Origin of the sequence: Bradyrhizobium erythrophlei (assembly GCF_042430365.1) — a bacterium.
Classification (GTDB): domain Bacteria; phylum Pseudomonadota; class Alphaproteobacteria; order Rhizobiales; family Xanthobacteraceae; genus Bradyrhizobium; species Bradyrhizobium erythrophlei.
This window is the reverse complement of sequence record NZ_JBHMET010000091.1, coordinates 1-13,262: the sequence shown is the minus strand read 5'-3', so window position 1 is coordinate 13,262 and position 13,262 is coordinate 1. Positions and strand designations below refer to the sequence as shown.

General features: G+C 62.4%; 16 protein-coding genes, 1 tRNA gene and 2 pseudogenes. 6 read left to right on the top strand and 13 right to left on the bottom strand.

Going from position 1 to position 13,262, the window contains the following annotated elements; genetic code table 11:
• Positions 1–1,048 precede the first annotated feature (1,048 nt).
• Positions 1,049–1,582 carry an HD domain-containing protein gene (locus ACFFWD_RS16535; RefSeq protein WP_376966917.1) on the bottom strand — a complete coding sequence of 178 codons (534 nt, stop codon included), beginning with the start codon at positions 1,580–1,582 and terminating at the stop codon, positions 1,049–1,051.
• 505 nt (positions 1,583–2,087) lie between these two features.
• On the opposite strand from ACFFWD_RS16535, the gene ACFFWD_RS16530 reads away from it, so the two are divergent.
• The 6 genes and pseudogenes from ACFFWD_RS16530 to ACFFWD_RS16505 form a co-directional block, all read left to right on the top strand.
• Positions 2,088–2,363 carry a hypothetical protein gene (locus ACFFWD_RS16530; protein ID WP_376966915.1) on the top strand — a complete coding sequence of 92 codons (276 nt, stop codon included), beginning with the start codon at positions 2,088–2,090 and terminating at the stop codon, positions 2,361–2,363.
• 116 nt (positions 2,364–2,479) lie between these two features.
• The gene (locus tag ACFFWD_RS16525) at positions 2,480–2,950 is read left to right on the top strand and encodes a hypothetical protein (RefSeq protein ID WP_376966913.1); all 471 of its coding nucleotides are present in this window, start codon (positions 2,480–2,482) and stop codon (positions 2,948–2,950) included.
• A 199-nt stretch (positions 2,951–3,149) separates the two neighbouring features.
• A complete protein-coding gene (locus tag ACFFWD_RS16520; RefSeq protein ID WP_376966911.1) occupies positions 3,150–3,668 on the top strand; it encodes a hypothetical protein in 519 nt (172 codons plus the stop codon).
• 670 nt (positions 3,669–4,338) lie between these two features.
• The gene (locus tag ACFFWD_RS16515; RefSeq protein WP_376966909.1) at positions 4,339–4,644 is read left to right on the top strand and encodes a DUF4031 domain-containing protein; all 306 of its coding nucleotides are present in this window, start codon (positions 4,339–4,341) and stop codon (positions 4,642–4,644) included.
• On the top strand, positions 4,641–4,850 hold the full coding sequence (locus ACFFWD_RS16510; protein WP_376966907.1) for a hypothetical protein: 210 nt from the start codon (positions 4,641–4,643) through the stop codon (positions 4,848–4,850). The genes ACFFWD_RS16515 and ACFFWD_RS16510 overlap by 4 nt, the downstream gene beginning before the upstream one ends.
• Positions 4,789–5,841, top strand: a pseudogene (locus ACFFWD_RS16505) (recombinase family protein); the annotation flags it as partial. The gene ACFFWD_RS16510 and the pseudogene ACFFWD_RS16505, both read left to right, overlap by 62 nt.
• A 156-nt stretch (positions 5,842–5,997) precedes the next feature.
• Here the strand turns inward: ACFFWD_RS16505 and ACFFWD_RS16500 are convergent.
• From ACFFWD_RS16500 to ACFFWD_RS16445, 12 genes and pseudogenes are all read right to left on the bottom strand, one after another.
• Positions 5,998–6,282, bottom strand: coding sequence for a hypothetical protein (locus ACFFWD_RS16500; protein ID WP_376966905.1), 285 nt, complete (start codon positions 6,280–6,282; stop codon positions 5,998–6,000).
• A 67-nt stretch (positions 6,283–6,349) separates the two neighbouring features.
• Positions 6,350–6,425 (bottom strand) — tRNA-Phe (locus ACFFWD_RS16495).
• Between the two features lie 141 nt (positions 6,426–6,566).
• Positions 6,567–6,749 (bottom strand): DNA gyrase inhibitor YacG, encoded by a 183-nt coding sequence (yacG, locus tag ACFFWD_RS16490; protein ID WP_376966903.1) that lies wholly within the window; start codon positions 6,747–6,749, stop codon positions 6,567–6,569.
• A gap of 218 nt (positions 6,750–6,967) precedes the next feature.
• A complete protein-coding gene (locus tag ACFFWD_RS16485) occupies positions 6,968–7,597 on the bottom strand; it encodes a Maf-like protein (RefSeq protein WP_376966901.1) in 630 nt (209 codons plus the stop codon).
• A 375-nt stretch (positions 7,598–7,972) separates the two neighbouring features.
• Positions 7,973–8,437: an arsenate-mycothiol transferase ArsC gene (locus tag ACFFWD_RS16480; RefSeq protein WP_376966899.1), complete on the bottom strand. Its 465-nt coding sequence runs from the start codon at positions 8,435–8,437 to the stop codon at positions 7,973–7,975.
• Between the two features lie 96 nt (positions 8,438–8,533).
• Complete coding sequence (locus ACFFWD_RS16475) at positions 8,534–9,037, bottom strand: UPF0262 family protein (RefSeq protein WP_376966897.1); 504 nt, start codon at positions 9,035–9,037, stop codon at positions 8,534–8,536.
• A complete protein-coding gene (gene hisD, locus ACFFWD_RS16470; RefSeq protein ID WP_376966895.1) occupies positions 9,034–10,329 on the bottom strand; it encodes a histidinol dehydrogenase in 1,296 nt (431 codons plus the stop codon). The genes ACFFWD_RS16475 and hisD overlap by 4 nt, the downstream gene beginning before the upstream one ends.
• A gap of 116 nt (positions 10,330–10,445) precedes the next feature.
• Complete coding sequence (locus ACFFWD_RS16465; protein ID WP_376966893.1) at positions 10,446–10,868, bottom strand: DUF2948 family protein; 423 nt, start codon at positions 10,866–10,868, stop codon at positions 10,446–10,448.
• Between the two features lie 117 nt (positions 10,869–10,985).
• Positions 10,986–11,645 (bottom strand): Rossmann-fold NAD(P)-binding domain-containing protein, encoded by a 660-nt coding sequence (locus ACFFWD_RS16460; protein WP_376966891.1) that lies wholly within the window; start codon positions 11,643–11,645, stop codon positions 10,986–10,988.
• Positions 11,646–11,719: 74 nt separating this feature from the next.
• Entirely contained in the window at positions 11,720–12,229 is a 510-nt protein-coding gene (locus ACFFWD_RS16455) for a hypothetical protein (RefSeq protein WP_376966889.1), read from the bottom strand.
• Between the two features lie 295 nt (positions 12,230–12,524).
• Positions 12,525–12,773, bottom strand: a complete 249-nt coding sequence (locus ACFFWD_RS16450; protein WP_376966887.1) for a hypothetical protein — start codon at positions 12,771–12,773, stop codon at positions 12,525–12,527.
• A 196-nt stretch (positions 12,774–12,969) separates the two neighbouring features.
• Positions 12,970–13,206 (bottom strand): annotated as a pseudogene (locus tag ACFFWD_RS16445) (UBP-type zinc finger domain-containing protein); the annotation flags it as partial.
• Between the last annotated feature and the right edge of the window lie 56 nt (positions 13,207–13,262).

Sequence of the window (13,262 nt, the reverse complement as noted above, 5' to 3'; positions counted from 1 at the left end):
TGCCCGCTGTCAGGCAGAAATTCCACTTATCGTCCTGTGCAGAATTCCGCGACCAGCTCTTAGTTCTCTTTTCCATAAGCGCCAATTGTCTTCCCTAAAGGCCACTGCCGCCAATTCGGGTCTCAGCAGCAATTGTACATCTAATAGATGTCATTATTGAAGTGATACGCGCACGACGAACGAAACCTGCGTAGCGTGCTTGAGTGACCATCTGGTGTCCTTGACAACTGGACCAGCTCCTCATTTGTGGGCGTATTGGATTTCATTGCGCGCCTAACGCAGTCAGCTCGCTCCTCGATGACTAGGCGCGACAGAACACTCCTGCTCACCCGATTTCAATTCTCATAACTCAACGATTCGGGAAGAGCCACGAGTTCTGGCCCACGTGGGGGCGCATTCTTTCGCCAGCCGCCCTTGATCGTCGGTATTTTGCCAATAGCCAAGTGCTTTTCTGGCGGGAGTGCGCGCAGTCCCGAAACATGCCAAAAGATCGGTCAATATCCCGAATTATCCCGTTCGTATTTCGCTGTCGATGGCGGTCGATGAACCATACCACTTCTGTGAGCTCCACCCTTGCTTTGGGAGTGTCCAATGTACCACCCCCACCAACTGACCTTCGTTTGATTGTGAGCTACTTCGTTGTCGGACGGGTAAATCAAAACAGGAATAGGGGCCTCGCCCCGCTGCAAATCAATATTTTGAAAAAATTCCCACTTCGCGCTTCCAAATGCGACGAACCCAGATGCCTGTGCGATGGGCGCCCCTGATTTAAGGTGTTCGAGGGGCACCGGTGCGAGTATTGCAAAATGGTGAACTGCTTCCGGCATATGTCACCTGAAAACTGATGGCCAACACTACTTCAAAAATCCATGCTTTCGCGCGTAAACTAGCACGTCCCGTACTTCATCACCCGCCAGACGGCTCCATTTGATTTCGGCCCCGCGCTCCCTGTTTCGCCGGAAAGAAGCAAGCAAAGGAAATGCCTGCGAAGAAGCTGGCGAAATAGGCGGCGGACGTCGGCGTACTCCGCGGCGAGTGCAGCCCTGTCCTACGGCTGTTCCGACGGGAAATCGGAAACCGTCAGTGCGAGTTGCCGCGCCAATGTGCCAGGTAGGGCCCTGCTGAAAATTTCGCTCAGCCTACGGTAATACCAGACTGTCCCTTCGCGCCCGCCCGTAAAGCGCCCCCAAAGATTGTCGCCGATGTTGCGGTAGTCGTTCAGGATCGCCTCGGCGTTGTCGACCTTGTCGGCGAGCGAGACGAGCAACGATGAGGTGGCCTTATTCGGCAGAAGAGATAAGTAGGCTTCCTTGCGTGGACGCCATGCCGGCTTTGGCTCGACCCAGGAATCGGTACAGTCGGCCACTATCTGCGCGACGTCGGAGCCAAATCGTTTTCTGACGTCGTCGAGGGTCGCTCGGCCTCCCTGATCCTCCGCGGCGTCGTGCAGTAACCCGGCGATAGCCTGAACTTCGGTCCCGCCCACGGACAGCACGCGACTGGATACGCTCAACAGATGCGCGATGTAGGGCGTCCCGCTGCCTTTCCTCACTTGAGTGCGGTGAAGGTCGGACGCATACACGAGGGCCTCATCGTACAATTTGGATAGCGGCATCAATCTTCCTTTCATGTTATGCGGCATACTTGTGCAACATTATGGGGCCGATAGAGGCCCTGAGACCAGGATGGTCATAGACCTTCTGATCGAAAGGCAGTTGCGCGGAAAGGACCATTGCATATGCCTGCGCGGCAATCACGATGACCTGCTAATCCGAGCCGCCCAAAGAGATTCGGACAGACGCCGATCTTATAAACTGGTGGGCAAATGGTGGCGAGCAGACACTAGACAACCATGGCGTCGATGATCCGAGTGAGCCTCCAAAGGAAAAGCCCTGAATGGCGTCAAATATATCCGCCATTCAAACAACTTCGGCAGTTGACGGTTGAGCATCTTAGCTTCAGGCTCGCGTCGCGGGTCCGTACCGCCAGTTGTCCAAAAACTCGCCTCAGCGACAGGCAATAACAGGATCGGCGCCACAGGTCAGGACCCGGCATTGTTTCCTCCGAGCAAGCCATTGAGTGTAGCCATGGGACTGAACTGGAAGACTGTAAAGGCCGTTCATGTAAGCCAAGCTTGCGAGGCGCTTTATTCGCAGACTTCCTTACCGAAACCGCGCGGCCTAGTTGTTACCTACAATAACAAACAACTCCCTGCGAAGACGATACTGCGGATCGCCTACTGCCTTGCCAACAACATGTCTCCCGAAACAAAGGTCAAGTTTGCAAGTAGCGAAGGCAGCCTTCAACTTTTGCGATCACTTGGATTTAAGGCCGAACGATTGCAAGATGATCAAGCGGGTTAGCAGGCAAGCTTAGTCGAGAGAAGAGAGCTCTTTTCATTGCACCGCAATCTCTGATTTCTAAAGGCTGAGCGGAAGGGTATTGTCAGTCGCGACATTCACTCTACTGAAGGGGACGAATGACCGTGGAGGCACCCACTACTCCGCGCGTACGGCGCGTGACACGCGAAGAGCTGCATCAGATGGTCTGGCAAACGCCGATGGTCCGCCTTGCCAAAGAGTTCGGAATTAGCGGGAACGGTCTAGCCAAGGTCTGTGACAAACTAGACGTCCCCTATCCACCTCGAGGCTATTGGGCCAAAAAGGAAGCCGGAAAGCCGGTCATCGCCTTCAAGCTTCCGCCGAGAAAGGATAGCATCCCCAACGCGGCAGACATTCACCCCACGCCGCCCAAGCCGCCACGTTTGCCGAAGGCGCAACAATCAGCGGCCGCGGCTGCCGAACGCCTCGGGGATATCGTTGTGCCGAGCAATCTTGATGATCTTCATCCACGCGTACGAGCTTGGATTGCAGATCACGAAAAAAACAAAAGGAACGCGAGCAGGAAAACAGGCTGCGACGTCGTGATGCGCGATGGGCGCGGCCATTGATCCCCGACCTAACGGAGCGTGATCTATACCGTTTCAGGGCGACGAGTGCGATATTTGGTGGGGTCGAAAAAGCTGGCGGCCTAATTGAGAAGTCACCTATCACGGGCAGAGTGACGTTCTTGATCGATGGTTATAATGTTGAGTGCTCGATTGTCGAGAAGATGGTGAAGTCTATCAAACAGAGAGATGAGCAGCAGAAGTGGACAGCCTACCCGACCACCATCAGTCAGGGCTCGAGTCTTCGGGCTATCTAAGAATCGGTATTACCACGTACCTAGGTGGTCGGCCCTCACAGTGGGTCGAGAACAAAAAATCCAAGATCGACCAGTTTCTCCCGGAAATCGTTGGCGCAATCATCGCGGCGGGGCCGGCTCTTGAGCAGGCCAAGCGCGAACGCGAGGAGCGTGAGAGGCGCTATCGTGAAGACGAGGCGCGCCGGTCGGAAGCGCGTCGTCTTAAGGAAATCGACGACAAGCGTTGGAGCAAGTTTCGGGAACTCGCGATCAATTGGGATGAACGAAAGAAGCTATTGGCATTTCTGGTGGAGCTTGAGGCACGTCTGGTTGCTGAGGGTAACGTCACCGTATCGGATCGTACGTTGAGCGAATGGATCGAGTGGGCAAAGACGAAAGCCGAACTCCTCAATCCATTTGGCGCGGGAACTGCAGAGATGTTTCAGGCGATCGCTAACGTCCCGGCGTGGTCGTATCCACGTTGATGCAAACGAAAGAGCGCAGTGACTTTTGGCGGGCGGCGGGCTGACGCGTGGGTCGACCGAAATCGACCCTTTTGATGATTCTCTGCGCAGCGCTGGTATTGCTGACAGTTTAGCCGATTGGCCTGATGGCCTTGAACAGGGCGCCGATCGACGCTCCGGGCGCCGTCCATTTGGCCGGCAGGCCTCAAGATGTCGTCGCCAACTGGCGTGAGATACCTGTCGAACGCGATGGCTGTGCTAGCTCGGGTCGAGAATTGATCCGAGCTCAGCAAGGTAATCTCGTTGGAAATCGACCGGATGAGGAGGTGGCGTCTCTCCATCGATTGTTGTGCCGACCGGCAGAACCAGATCCACGAACTGCGCGCCGTAGTCGCCCCGTATAGTGATCCATCCACACCAAAGACTATGTACGAAACAAAGCTAGTGGAGGCACACTCGGTCATACAACTCGTCCTAATTGCGCACCATAATTGCCGTTTCTACTACGCCATTTCGAATTTCCTTCCGGCTGAATATTCGGTTCGGCATGCTCGGCCTGTTATAGCGCACGACCGAGCAGACATCCGCTATCAGACCGACGCTCAGGCACGGCGCCCAAGATATTGGCCAAAGTCCTCCCGGCGTCGAGAAGTTCCGGGCGGTGCTTATCACTTGGGAGCTCCTTGGTTCCGTGACTATCCATGTCGACGATAAGCGGCATCCCTTCACTGGCACGTTTACGGGCCACATGTGGGCGGATTCGCTCGACGCGCTCCTCGCCATGGCCGACTGCGTCGGTGTCGCGCGCAAATGGGCGCAGAAGGTGTCCAAATCGTTCTGGATGCATTTCGATATCGCCCGATCGAAGCGCAAGTTCGCCGTGGCAGCGGGCACGGTCGAGACGGATCGATATGACACCCTCGAGCACCTGGCGCGGCTCGCGCGCGATCAAGCGAAGCTCGCCCAGATCGCGCACATCAGGGCTCGCGCGGAATGAGCAGTCGTCAAAGCCCCTTGCGGCGCCCGCCGGACCCGGCCATCATCGCTTTTGCCGAGGAACTCGGCCGCGCGCTGGCGCGGCGGGAGTTCGCGAGGATGGAGCAGTTGGCAGAGCGCCGCCAGAGCGACGAAGAGGGCGACCATGGCAAGAGCTGCGATTTACGCCCGCTATTCGTCCGACCTGCAGAACCCTCGCTCGATTGAGGATCAGGAGGCGCTGTGCCGCCGCTGGTGCGAGCGCGAAGGCCATGGTGTCGTCGCAACCTTTTCTGATGCGGCGCTGTCTGGGGCCTCGATCCACGGCCGAACCGGTCTCAAGAATCTCATCGCTGGCGCTGTCGAGCGCCGCTTCGACGTCGTCGTCGTCGAGAGCTTCGATCGCGTTGCACGCTCGCAATCGGAGCTGCCCCAGGTCTGGGAAATGCTACGCTTCTGCGGCTGTGAGCTTATAGCCGTCGACGACGGGCGCGCGAGCGAGATCTCGATCGGCGTGCGCGGCCTGGTCGGCGCGCTCTACCTCACGGACCTCGCATCGAAGACGCGCCGCGGACTTGCCGGCAAGCTCGCGCAGGGGCAGCGCGCCGGCGGCTTGCCCTACGGCTATCGGCCAATCGCCGGCCGGCCCGGCGAGCACGAGATCGACCACGACCAGGCGGCGGTGGTGCTGCGCATCTTCCGCGACTATGCCGGAGGCCGCACCTGCCGCGAAATCGCGGCCGCCCTCAACCGCGAGGGCATCAAGCCCTATCGCGGACGCGCTTGGAACGCCTCGACGATTCACGGATCTGCGAAGCGAGCCTCCGGGATGATCTGCAACGAGGTCTATCGCGGCGTCATCATTTGGAACCGCGTCGGCAAAATCCGCAACCCTCAGACGGGGCGCAAGGTGCCCCGCGTCAACCCGCGCAGTGAGTGGCAGCGGGTCGAGGCGCCGCATCTGCGCATCGTGCCGGAGGAGCTTTGGCAGGAGACGGCCGCACGCCTCGCCAAGGCAAGAAGCGCGAATTGCGGCTGGAAGGGCGTGCCGCCTCGTCGCATCCTGTCAGGCCTCCTGCGCTGTGGGGTGTGCGGCTCAAGCCTCGTGTCGGCCGGCTCGCAGCGCGGCCGGCCGATGGCACGGTGTTCCCGCTCGATCGAGTCGGGGGATTGCACCAATAGCCGCCAATGCCGGCTTGACCTGATCGAGGAGGCGGTGCTCGGGGGCCTGCGCGAGGAGCTCAGGAACCCCGCCGTGATCGAGGCCGCCCGCCGGGGCTTTGCCGAGGAGTGGGCGCGGCTCTCGAAGGAGCGATCGCGCGAGAGCGCCGCGGCCGAGCGCAAGCTACAGGATGCGCGTCGCGAGGCCGCGCGCCTAGTCGACGCAGTCGCCAAGGGCGAGATGACGGGACGCATGGTCAGCGCCAGGCTTGCCGAGTTCGAGGCCGAGATCGATCGCCAGGAGGCGCGCCTTGCCCGGGCAACCGAGGCGAACGTCGTCGCCCTGCATCCGGCTACCATCGCCGTCTATCTCGATGCGGTGGAGCAGCTCGCGAAAGCGCTTTCGGCCAGCGATGCCAAGGCTGCGTGCCTCAAACTGCGCGAGCTCATCGACTCCATCGTCGTCGCGCCGCGCGTCAAGCCCGGCGATCCGATCCATTTTGAGGTTCGCGGGCGCCTAGCCGCCCTGATGCAGCCCGACCCGAGCAAAGTGTCGGTGGGAGCGTTGGTGCCCAGGGGCGGGATCGAACCACCGACACTGCGATTTTCAGTCGCATGCTCTACCAACTGAGCTACCTGGGCATACCCGCGCGCGCCGAAAAGGCCGAAGCGAGCGGGCGGTTTATAGAGAGGTCGGAGGGCGCTGTCCACCCGCCTTCGCCAAAGGCTTCGGCGGGGCTGGCCCGGCCGGCGCCGTATCCCCAACTTGTTGGGAAATAAACGCTATTCCGGGTCCTCGGCGTCGTCCTCGCGGCCGGGGACGACATAGGCGCCGGTCAGCCAGCGGTTGAGGTCGACGTCCCGGCAGCGCGGGGAGCAGAACGGGCGGAACGCCTGCTCGACCGGCTTGCTGCAGATCGGGCAGGTGCGCGGGGCGGCCTGGGGCTTTCGGACGTGGTTGTTCATAGGGATGCGGTTTACACGAAGTGGACATTCAACGGCGCGGCGGCGGCAAGGTTTCTTCCCCTTCTCCCCTTGTGGGAGAAGGTGGCGCGGATGCAATCCGCGCCGGATGAGGGGTCTCCATCCGCGGAGACGAACCCCTCACCCAAATCGCATCTCGCGATGCGATTTGACCTCTCCCACAAGGGGAGAGGTACAGCGCCAATGCGGCGGTTCAGCTCTCACACCCCGATCGCGTTGAGCCAGCCGTAGCGGATCGGAAAGCCCTCGCCGCCGAGCAGCGTCACGGTCTCGTAGAGCGGTAGCCCGACCACATTGCTGTAGGAGCCGACCATCTTGACCACGAAGGATCCGGCGATGCCCTGCACGGCATAACCGCCGGCTTTGCCGCGCCATTCGCCGGAGCCGATATAGGCCTGGATGTCGTCCTCGCTAAGCCGCTTGAAGCGCACGCGGGTCTCGACCAGGCGCTGGCGGAACGCCTCCTTCGGCGTCACGATGCAGATCGCGGTGTAGACGCGGTGGTTGCGGCCGGAGAGCAGCCGGAGGCACTGCGCGGCTTCATCGACCAGATTGGCCTTGGGCAGGATGCGGCGGCCGACCGCGACCACGGTGTCGGCGGCCATGATGAAGGAGCCGCGCAGGTCATCATCAAGATGCACCGACTTCAGGGCCGCATCGGCCTTGGCTCGCGCCAGGCGATTGGCGCAGGCGCGCGGCAGCTCGCCCCGCCGCGGGGTTTCGTCGACATCGGCCGGGCGCAGCGCATCGGGCTCGATGCCGGCCTGGTTGAGCAGTGCCAGCCGCCGCGGCGAACCGGAAGCAAGAACGAATTTGGGACGGCCTAGCATGCGGATTTTTCGGCTGGAATCGGGGGACGGACGCGCGCGGAACCTATCGGATGGGGCATCGATGCACAACCAGGGAACCGGCCGCGAATCATGCCCTCCGACCGCGGCAAGGCCCGATAAGCACAGACGTTTGTCAGTCTGGCGACAGGGCTTAGCGCATGTCGGTCTGGAATGCGCAAACTCTTCACCTCTCCCCTTGTGGGAGAGGTCGGAATTCAAGCGACAGCTTGAATTCCGGGTGAGGGGTTCAGGTGTGTCGGCGAGTGGAAGTCCCTCGAGAGACCGAGACCCCTCACCCGGATTGCATCTGTCGATGCAATCCGGCCTCTCCCACAAGGGGAGAGGCGAACTGAGTGTGCGGGACTGTCCGCGCGTCTACTCGCTCGCGGCGACCGCGATCGCGAAGCGGCGGCGGATGCGCAGCAACAGGGTGTCGCAGACCTCGCGATAGGCGGCGAGCTTCTGCTCGCGCGTGCCCTCGGTGCCGGTCGGGTCGACCGTCGGCCAGTATTCGACATCGGCGGCGAGCGTGCGGGTGAGATCGAGCGCCCTGTGATGGGCCTCGGGCGCCAGCGTGATGATGAGGTCGAAGTTGAGGCCTTCCCAGTCCTCGAGCTCCTCGAAGGTCTGCGGTTTGTGGGTGGAGATGTCCTGGCCGAACTCCGCCATCACGGCGACCGCGAACGGATCGATTTCGCCCTTCCGCACGCCGGCCGAACGGACATAGAGGCCTTGCGGGAACATCTGCTGCAAGAGGCTTTCGGCCATCGGCGAGCGCACGCTGTTCAGGCCACATGCGAACAGCACAGCCTGAGGATTGCGCGCGCTCGGCGCCATCATGCGATCAGGCTTTCCGTCGAGGAGCCCACGCCGACATCATGCGCCCCTTTTGTTTGCGCATGATCTGGCCCGAAAACCGGTACCCACTTTTCGGGATCATGCGCCCTCACCTTTCCAGTGCAGGACGGTGATCAGCGTGAACAGCCGCCGCGCGGTCTCGAAATCGACGCGCACCTTGCCCTTGAGCCGCTCCTGCAGCGTGCGCGAGCCCTCGTCATGGATGCCGCGGCGGCCCATGTCGATGGCCTCGATCTTGTCCGGCGTCGCGGTGCGGATCGCCTGATAGTAGCTGTCGCAGATCATGAAGTAGTCCTTCACGACGCGGCGGAACGGCGTCAGCGACAACAAATGCGCGACAACGGGCGCGCCGTCCTCCTTCCTGATATCGAACATCAGCCGGTTGCCGGTGATGGCGATGTGCAGCGTGTAGGGGCCGGGCTCGGTGCCCTCGGGCGCGAACAGGTTCTGCTCGATCAGGTCGTAGATCGCGATCGCACGCTCATGCTCGATGTCGGGTCCGGAGCGGCCGATCGATTCCTCGTCAAGCGTCACCGCGACGATGCGATTGTTGGAATCCTCGTCGGTGGGGGGCTTGTTCATGAGAGGTTGAGGCGCAGTCCGACGGAACGTGAATGGGCGTCGAGACCCTCGGCCTGGCCGAGCGTCATCGCGGCGGGCCCGAGCGCACGCAACTGGTCCGGCCCGCACTTCAGGATCGAGGTTCGCTTCATGAAGTCAAGCACCCCGAGGCCGGAGGAGAACCGCGCCGAACGCGCGGTCGGCAAGACGTGGTTGGAGCCGCCGACATAATCGCCGATCGCTTCCGGCGTATGGGCGCCGAGGAAGATCGCGCCGGCATTGCGGACCTTCCTGGAAAGGCCCTCGGCGTCGGCGGTCATGATCTCGAGATGCTCGGCGGCAATCGCATTGGCGAGCTCAACCGCGTCGTCGAGCTTCGCGACCATGATGATGGCGCCGAAATCGTTCCACGAGGCGCGCGCGATGGCCGCCCGCGGCAGCGTCGCAAGCTGCGCCTCGACGGCGCGCTCGACATCCTTGGCAAGCCGTGCGGAATCCGTGATCAGGATCGACTGCGCGCTGGTGTCGTGCTCGGCCTGCGCCAGGAGATCGGCGGCGATCCAGTCGGCATTGCCGGTGTCGTCGGCGATGACGAGCACCTCGGAGGGACCTGCGATCATGTCGATGCCGACCTTGCCGAACACCAGCCGCTTGGCGGCGGCGACATAGGCGTTGCCGGGGCCGACGATCTTGGCGACCGGCGCGATCGTCGCGGTGCCATAGGCGAGCGCGGCCACCGCCTGCGCGCCGCCGACGCGGAAGATCTCGGACACGCCGCCGAGATGGGCCGCCGCCAGCACCAGCGGGTTGAGCTTGCCATCCGGCGACGGCACCACCATCACCACCCGCGGCACACCGGCGACCCTGGCCGGCACCGCGTTCATCAGCACGGAGGACGGATAGGCGGCGGTGCCGCCGGGCACATACAGCCCAACCGCGTCGACCGCGCTCCAGCGCCAGCCGAGCTCGACGCCGGCGGCGTCGGTGAAGCGCTCGTCCTTCGGCATCTGGCGCTGGTGGAAGGTCTCAATCCGGTCGCGCGCAAATTTGAGCGCATCGACGGTCTTGGGATCGCAGGCCTTCACCGCGGCGCCGATCTCGGCCGCGGTCACGCGCAGGCCTGAGGCGTCGACCTCGAGCCGGTCGAATTTCTTCGTCGCCTCGATCAGCGCCGCGTCGCCGCGGGCGACCACGTCGTCGACGATGGCGCGGGTGGCGCGCTCGACGTCGGCCGACACCTCGCGCTTGGCGGCCAGGAAGTCGCGGAATCGCTGGTCGAAATCGACGCTCTGTCGGTCCAGGCGAACGGGCATGACGGCTTTCTTTGCGGACTCAAGGGGTCAGGTCCCTGCTCAATGGCGCGGCGGATAATGGCCGTCAACCCTTGCAAAAAGGACAATCCGCCGCCGTCGCGGCCCCGGGCCGGACCCTACCCCTGCGCGGAGCCAAGGTTGTCCGGCCCGAGGTCGGTCAGCTCGCATTCCAGGCACTCGACGTCCAACCGCAGCGCTGCGCCATGGCCAAACATCAAAAGCGCGCTGCCGCCGGGCGGGTCGGTGGCATAGAACTCGATTCCGAGCAGTTCCAGGGTGGTGTCGGGCGCGTCGAGGTCGATGTTGCGCGACTTGCATGCCAGCACCCGGTCGAAGCGCAGCGCCGCGACCAGGCGGCGCGAGCAGGTGCCGCCCGACAGCGCCTGCTCCCAGTCCAGCCGGTTCAAGCCGACCACAAGCCGCTTCTCACCCTGGCGCCAGACGATGTTGCAGGCCTGCACGCGCGCGTCCTGGACATGGGTGGAGATGACCGCGAGGTCATCGGCATCGAGCGCAATCAGTTTGAGCGGCGCTGACATGGCGACCTTTATATAAGGCCGGAGAACGCCGACGGTACCCGCATGCCAAGAAAACCTGCCGAGAAAACCTGCCGCAGGATTCCGCGGCAGATGGAACCGGCTGCGCGCCCGCGAATGCTAGAGGCGGTTGATGTCCTCGCTCTCCAGCACCGGCTTCGGATAGCCGTCGCGTACCACCGTGAGCATAGCGCGGCCGAGCCGCTCGGACGTCGTCATGTGGCTCGGTGCGACGCGGACGAGGAACGACAACAGCGGCGCGGTGACGACATAGATCGCCTGCACCCAGGCGGTCTTGGAGCGCACGCCATGCAGCGGCTGGATGCCGGCGGGCCGGAACATGTAGGCGGCCTTGAACGGCAGCTTGAGCAGATCGTTCTCGGTCTTGCCCTTGACCCGCGCCCACATCAGCGAGCCGCGCTCGGTGGAATCGGTGCCGCGCCCGGTGACGTAGGTGAAGACCATGCCGGGATTGAGCCGCGCCAGCGTGGTCGCTGCGGCCAGCGTGATGTCGTAGGTCAGATGGCGGTAGCGTGCCTCGTCCATGCCGATCGAGGAGACGCCAAGGCAGAAGAAGCAGGCGTCGTAGCCGGTCAGTTGCGGCTCGATCGCCGAATAGTCCGTGAAATTGTCGCAGGTCAGCTCGACCAGCTTGGCGTCGCGCCGGCCGGTCGGACTACGCCCGACCGCAAGCACGCGCTCGACGCCGGGATCGCGCAGGCACTCGCGCAGCACGCCTTGCCCGACCATGCCGGTGGCACCGAACAGGATGACCTTCATGCCAGTGTCCCCTCGTCGCCCGTGGCGCGCAGGATAGCACGCACGAGCCCTTTATCGTGAGGTAGGCACACAGGTCAGGCGAACGCGATCGGCCTGAAGCGGCGCCAGGCGCCGATGATCACGAGGACGAAGAACACCAGCACCATGCCCTGTACGACCGCGAACACCGGCCCCGACGGCGGGTTCGGCGGCACGCTCGGCGCCAGCGCCTTCAGCGCGGGGACCTTGAGGAAGCTCTGGATCACCAGCACGAACACGTTGAGATAGAGCGAGATCATCGCGGTCACCACATAGATCGGCCGCCAGACGCCGGCGAGCTGCATCGCGTAGAGCGCGATGCAGGCGATCGCGAGCAGCACCAGCGAGAGAATGCCGATCATGTGCGACGGCAGGAGCTGGGTGAACGGAAACAGGAAACCGGTGAAGCTGGTCAGGATCGTGAAGAGCAGGAAGATCGCGGTCAGCCCGGGCAGCGACCTCGAACCGAGCAGGCCGAACATCACGATCAGACCGCTGACGATTGCAATCAGGCTGATGATCACGTGAACCAGCGTGAACGTCGCCAGGCTCATGCCCAAGACCATATGATGCACTCCCTCTTCGTTGAGGACCCGGCTTCACGTTACGATGCGCGATTGGAAATTGCTACATGCGTCGATGGGAGGACGTTCAGCATTCAATACGGATCGACGACCACTCGTGCTTCTCTGCGACGCATCGCATGTTTGTCACGAAGGCGACGCGCACGGCCGAGCCGCATCACTCAGCTCACGATGCGCGTCAGGATGGTCGCGATGGCTTTTCAGATGTCACGCGGAGAAGAACCGGGGGGCGAAATGAAGAGGCCGCCGGTTGCGGCGGCCTCTCTGTGTCAAAGTCTTAGCGCTTGAGCTTGCCGGGCGCGTAGCCCGAGGCCCCGGGATGGCCAGAAACGGATCCGTTGGTCTGCATTTGATGGCCAGGAGAGTAACCCGACGCGCCGGGAGCTCCGGTCACGGAACCTTGGGTCTGGAACGAGTGACCCGGCGAAAAGCTGGAAGCGCCGCCACCAGCACCACCCAGGCCGCGCGCTTCAGCCGCCGAAGCGGCGGCAATCATCGCGGCCGCAATCACGAAAACCTTCTTCATCTCATCCACTCTTTCTCTCTTGAGCCTGTTTGATCCGCTGCCCAACGATTCGGCAGCTGTCCCGGATCGGGAAAAGGAGAAATCGGCGGGCGTGTTCAAATTAAGACGGCTGCGTCAGGCTGCCGCAGGGAACCTGTGAAACGCGCAATTTTGCTTGGGAGCGGGTTAGATTTGCACCGCTGGTCAAGAACCCTTTTCAGAAATAGCGCGGGATCGGCCCGTTATGCGCGGTCTTGCGCTTCGACAGATCGAAAAGCACCTCGTCGACATAGCACCAGCCCCAGCCTTCCGGCGGGTCACAGCCTTCGATGACGGGATGACCGGTGGCGTGGAAATGCGCGGTCGCGTGCTTGTTGGGCGAGTTGTCGCAGCAGCCGACATGGCCGCAGCTGCGGCAGATCCGCAAGTGCAGCCAGCGACTGCCGCTGTTCAGATCCTATGGGGTGGCGGGTGGTCAAGAGAGGTTAGGATTGGATTGCCAACCACCCA

Bases quoted from the DNA above. Each gene is read 5' to 3' on its own strand.
- ACFFWD_RS16530 (WP_376966915.1), top strand. From the start codon at position 2,088: ATGGGACTGAACTGGAAGACTGTAAAGGCCGTTCATGTAAGCCAAGCT.
- ACFFWD_RS16525 (WP_376966913.1), top strand. From the start codon at position 2,480: ATGACCGTGGAGGCACCCACTACTCCGCGCGTACGGCGCGTGACACGC.
- ACFFWD_RS16510 (WP_376966907.1), top strand. From the start codon at position 4,641: ATGAGCAGTCGTCAAAGCCCCTTGCGGCGCCCGCCGGACCCGGCCATC.
- ACFFWD_RS16500 (WP_376966905.1), bottom strand. From the start codon at position 6,282: ATGGATCGGATCGCCGGGCTTGACGCGCGGCGCGACGACGATGGAGTC.
- yacG (WP_376966903.1), bottom strand. From the start codon at position 6,749: ATGAACAACCACGTCCGAAAGCCCCAGGCCGCCCCGCGCACCTGCCCG.
- ACFFWD_RS16485 (WP_376966901.1), bottom strand. From the start codon at position 7,597: ATGCTAGGCCGTCCCAAATTCGTTCTTGCTTCCGGTTCGCCGCGGCGG.
- ACFFWD_RS16480 (WP_376966899.1), bottom strand. From the start codon at position 8,437: ATGATGGCGCCGAGCGCGCGCAATCCTCAGGCTGTGCTGTTCGCATGT.
- ACFFWD_RS16475 (WP_376966897.1), bottom strand. From the start codon at position 9,037: ATGAACAAGCCCCCCACCGACGAGGATTCCAACAATCGCATCGTCGCG.
- hisD (WP_376966895.1), bottom strand. From the start codon at position 10,329: ATGCCCGTTCGCCTGGACCGACAGAGCGTCGATTTCGACCAGCGATTC.
- ACFFWD_RS16465 (WP_376966893.1), bottom strand. From the start codon at position 10,868: ATGTCAGCGCCGCTCAAACTGATTGCGCTCGATGCCGATGACCTCGCG.
- ACFFWD_RS16460 (WP_376966891.1), bottom strand. From the start codon at position 11,645: ATGAAGGTCATCCTGTTCGGTGCCACCGGCATGGTCGGGCAAGGCGTG.
- ACFFWD_RS16455 (WP_376966889.1), bottom strand. From the start codon at position 12,229: ATGGTCTTGGGCATGAGCCTGGCGACGTTCACGCTGGTTCACGTGATC.
- ACFFWD_RS16450 (WP_376966887.1), bottom strand. From the start codon at position 12,773: ATGAAGAAGGTTTTCGTGATTGCGGCCGCGATGATTGCCGCCGCTTCG.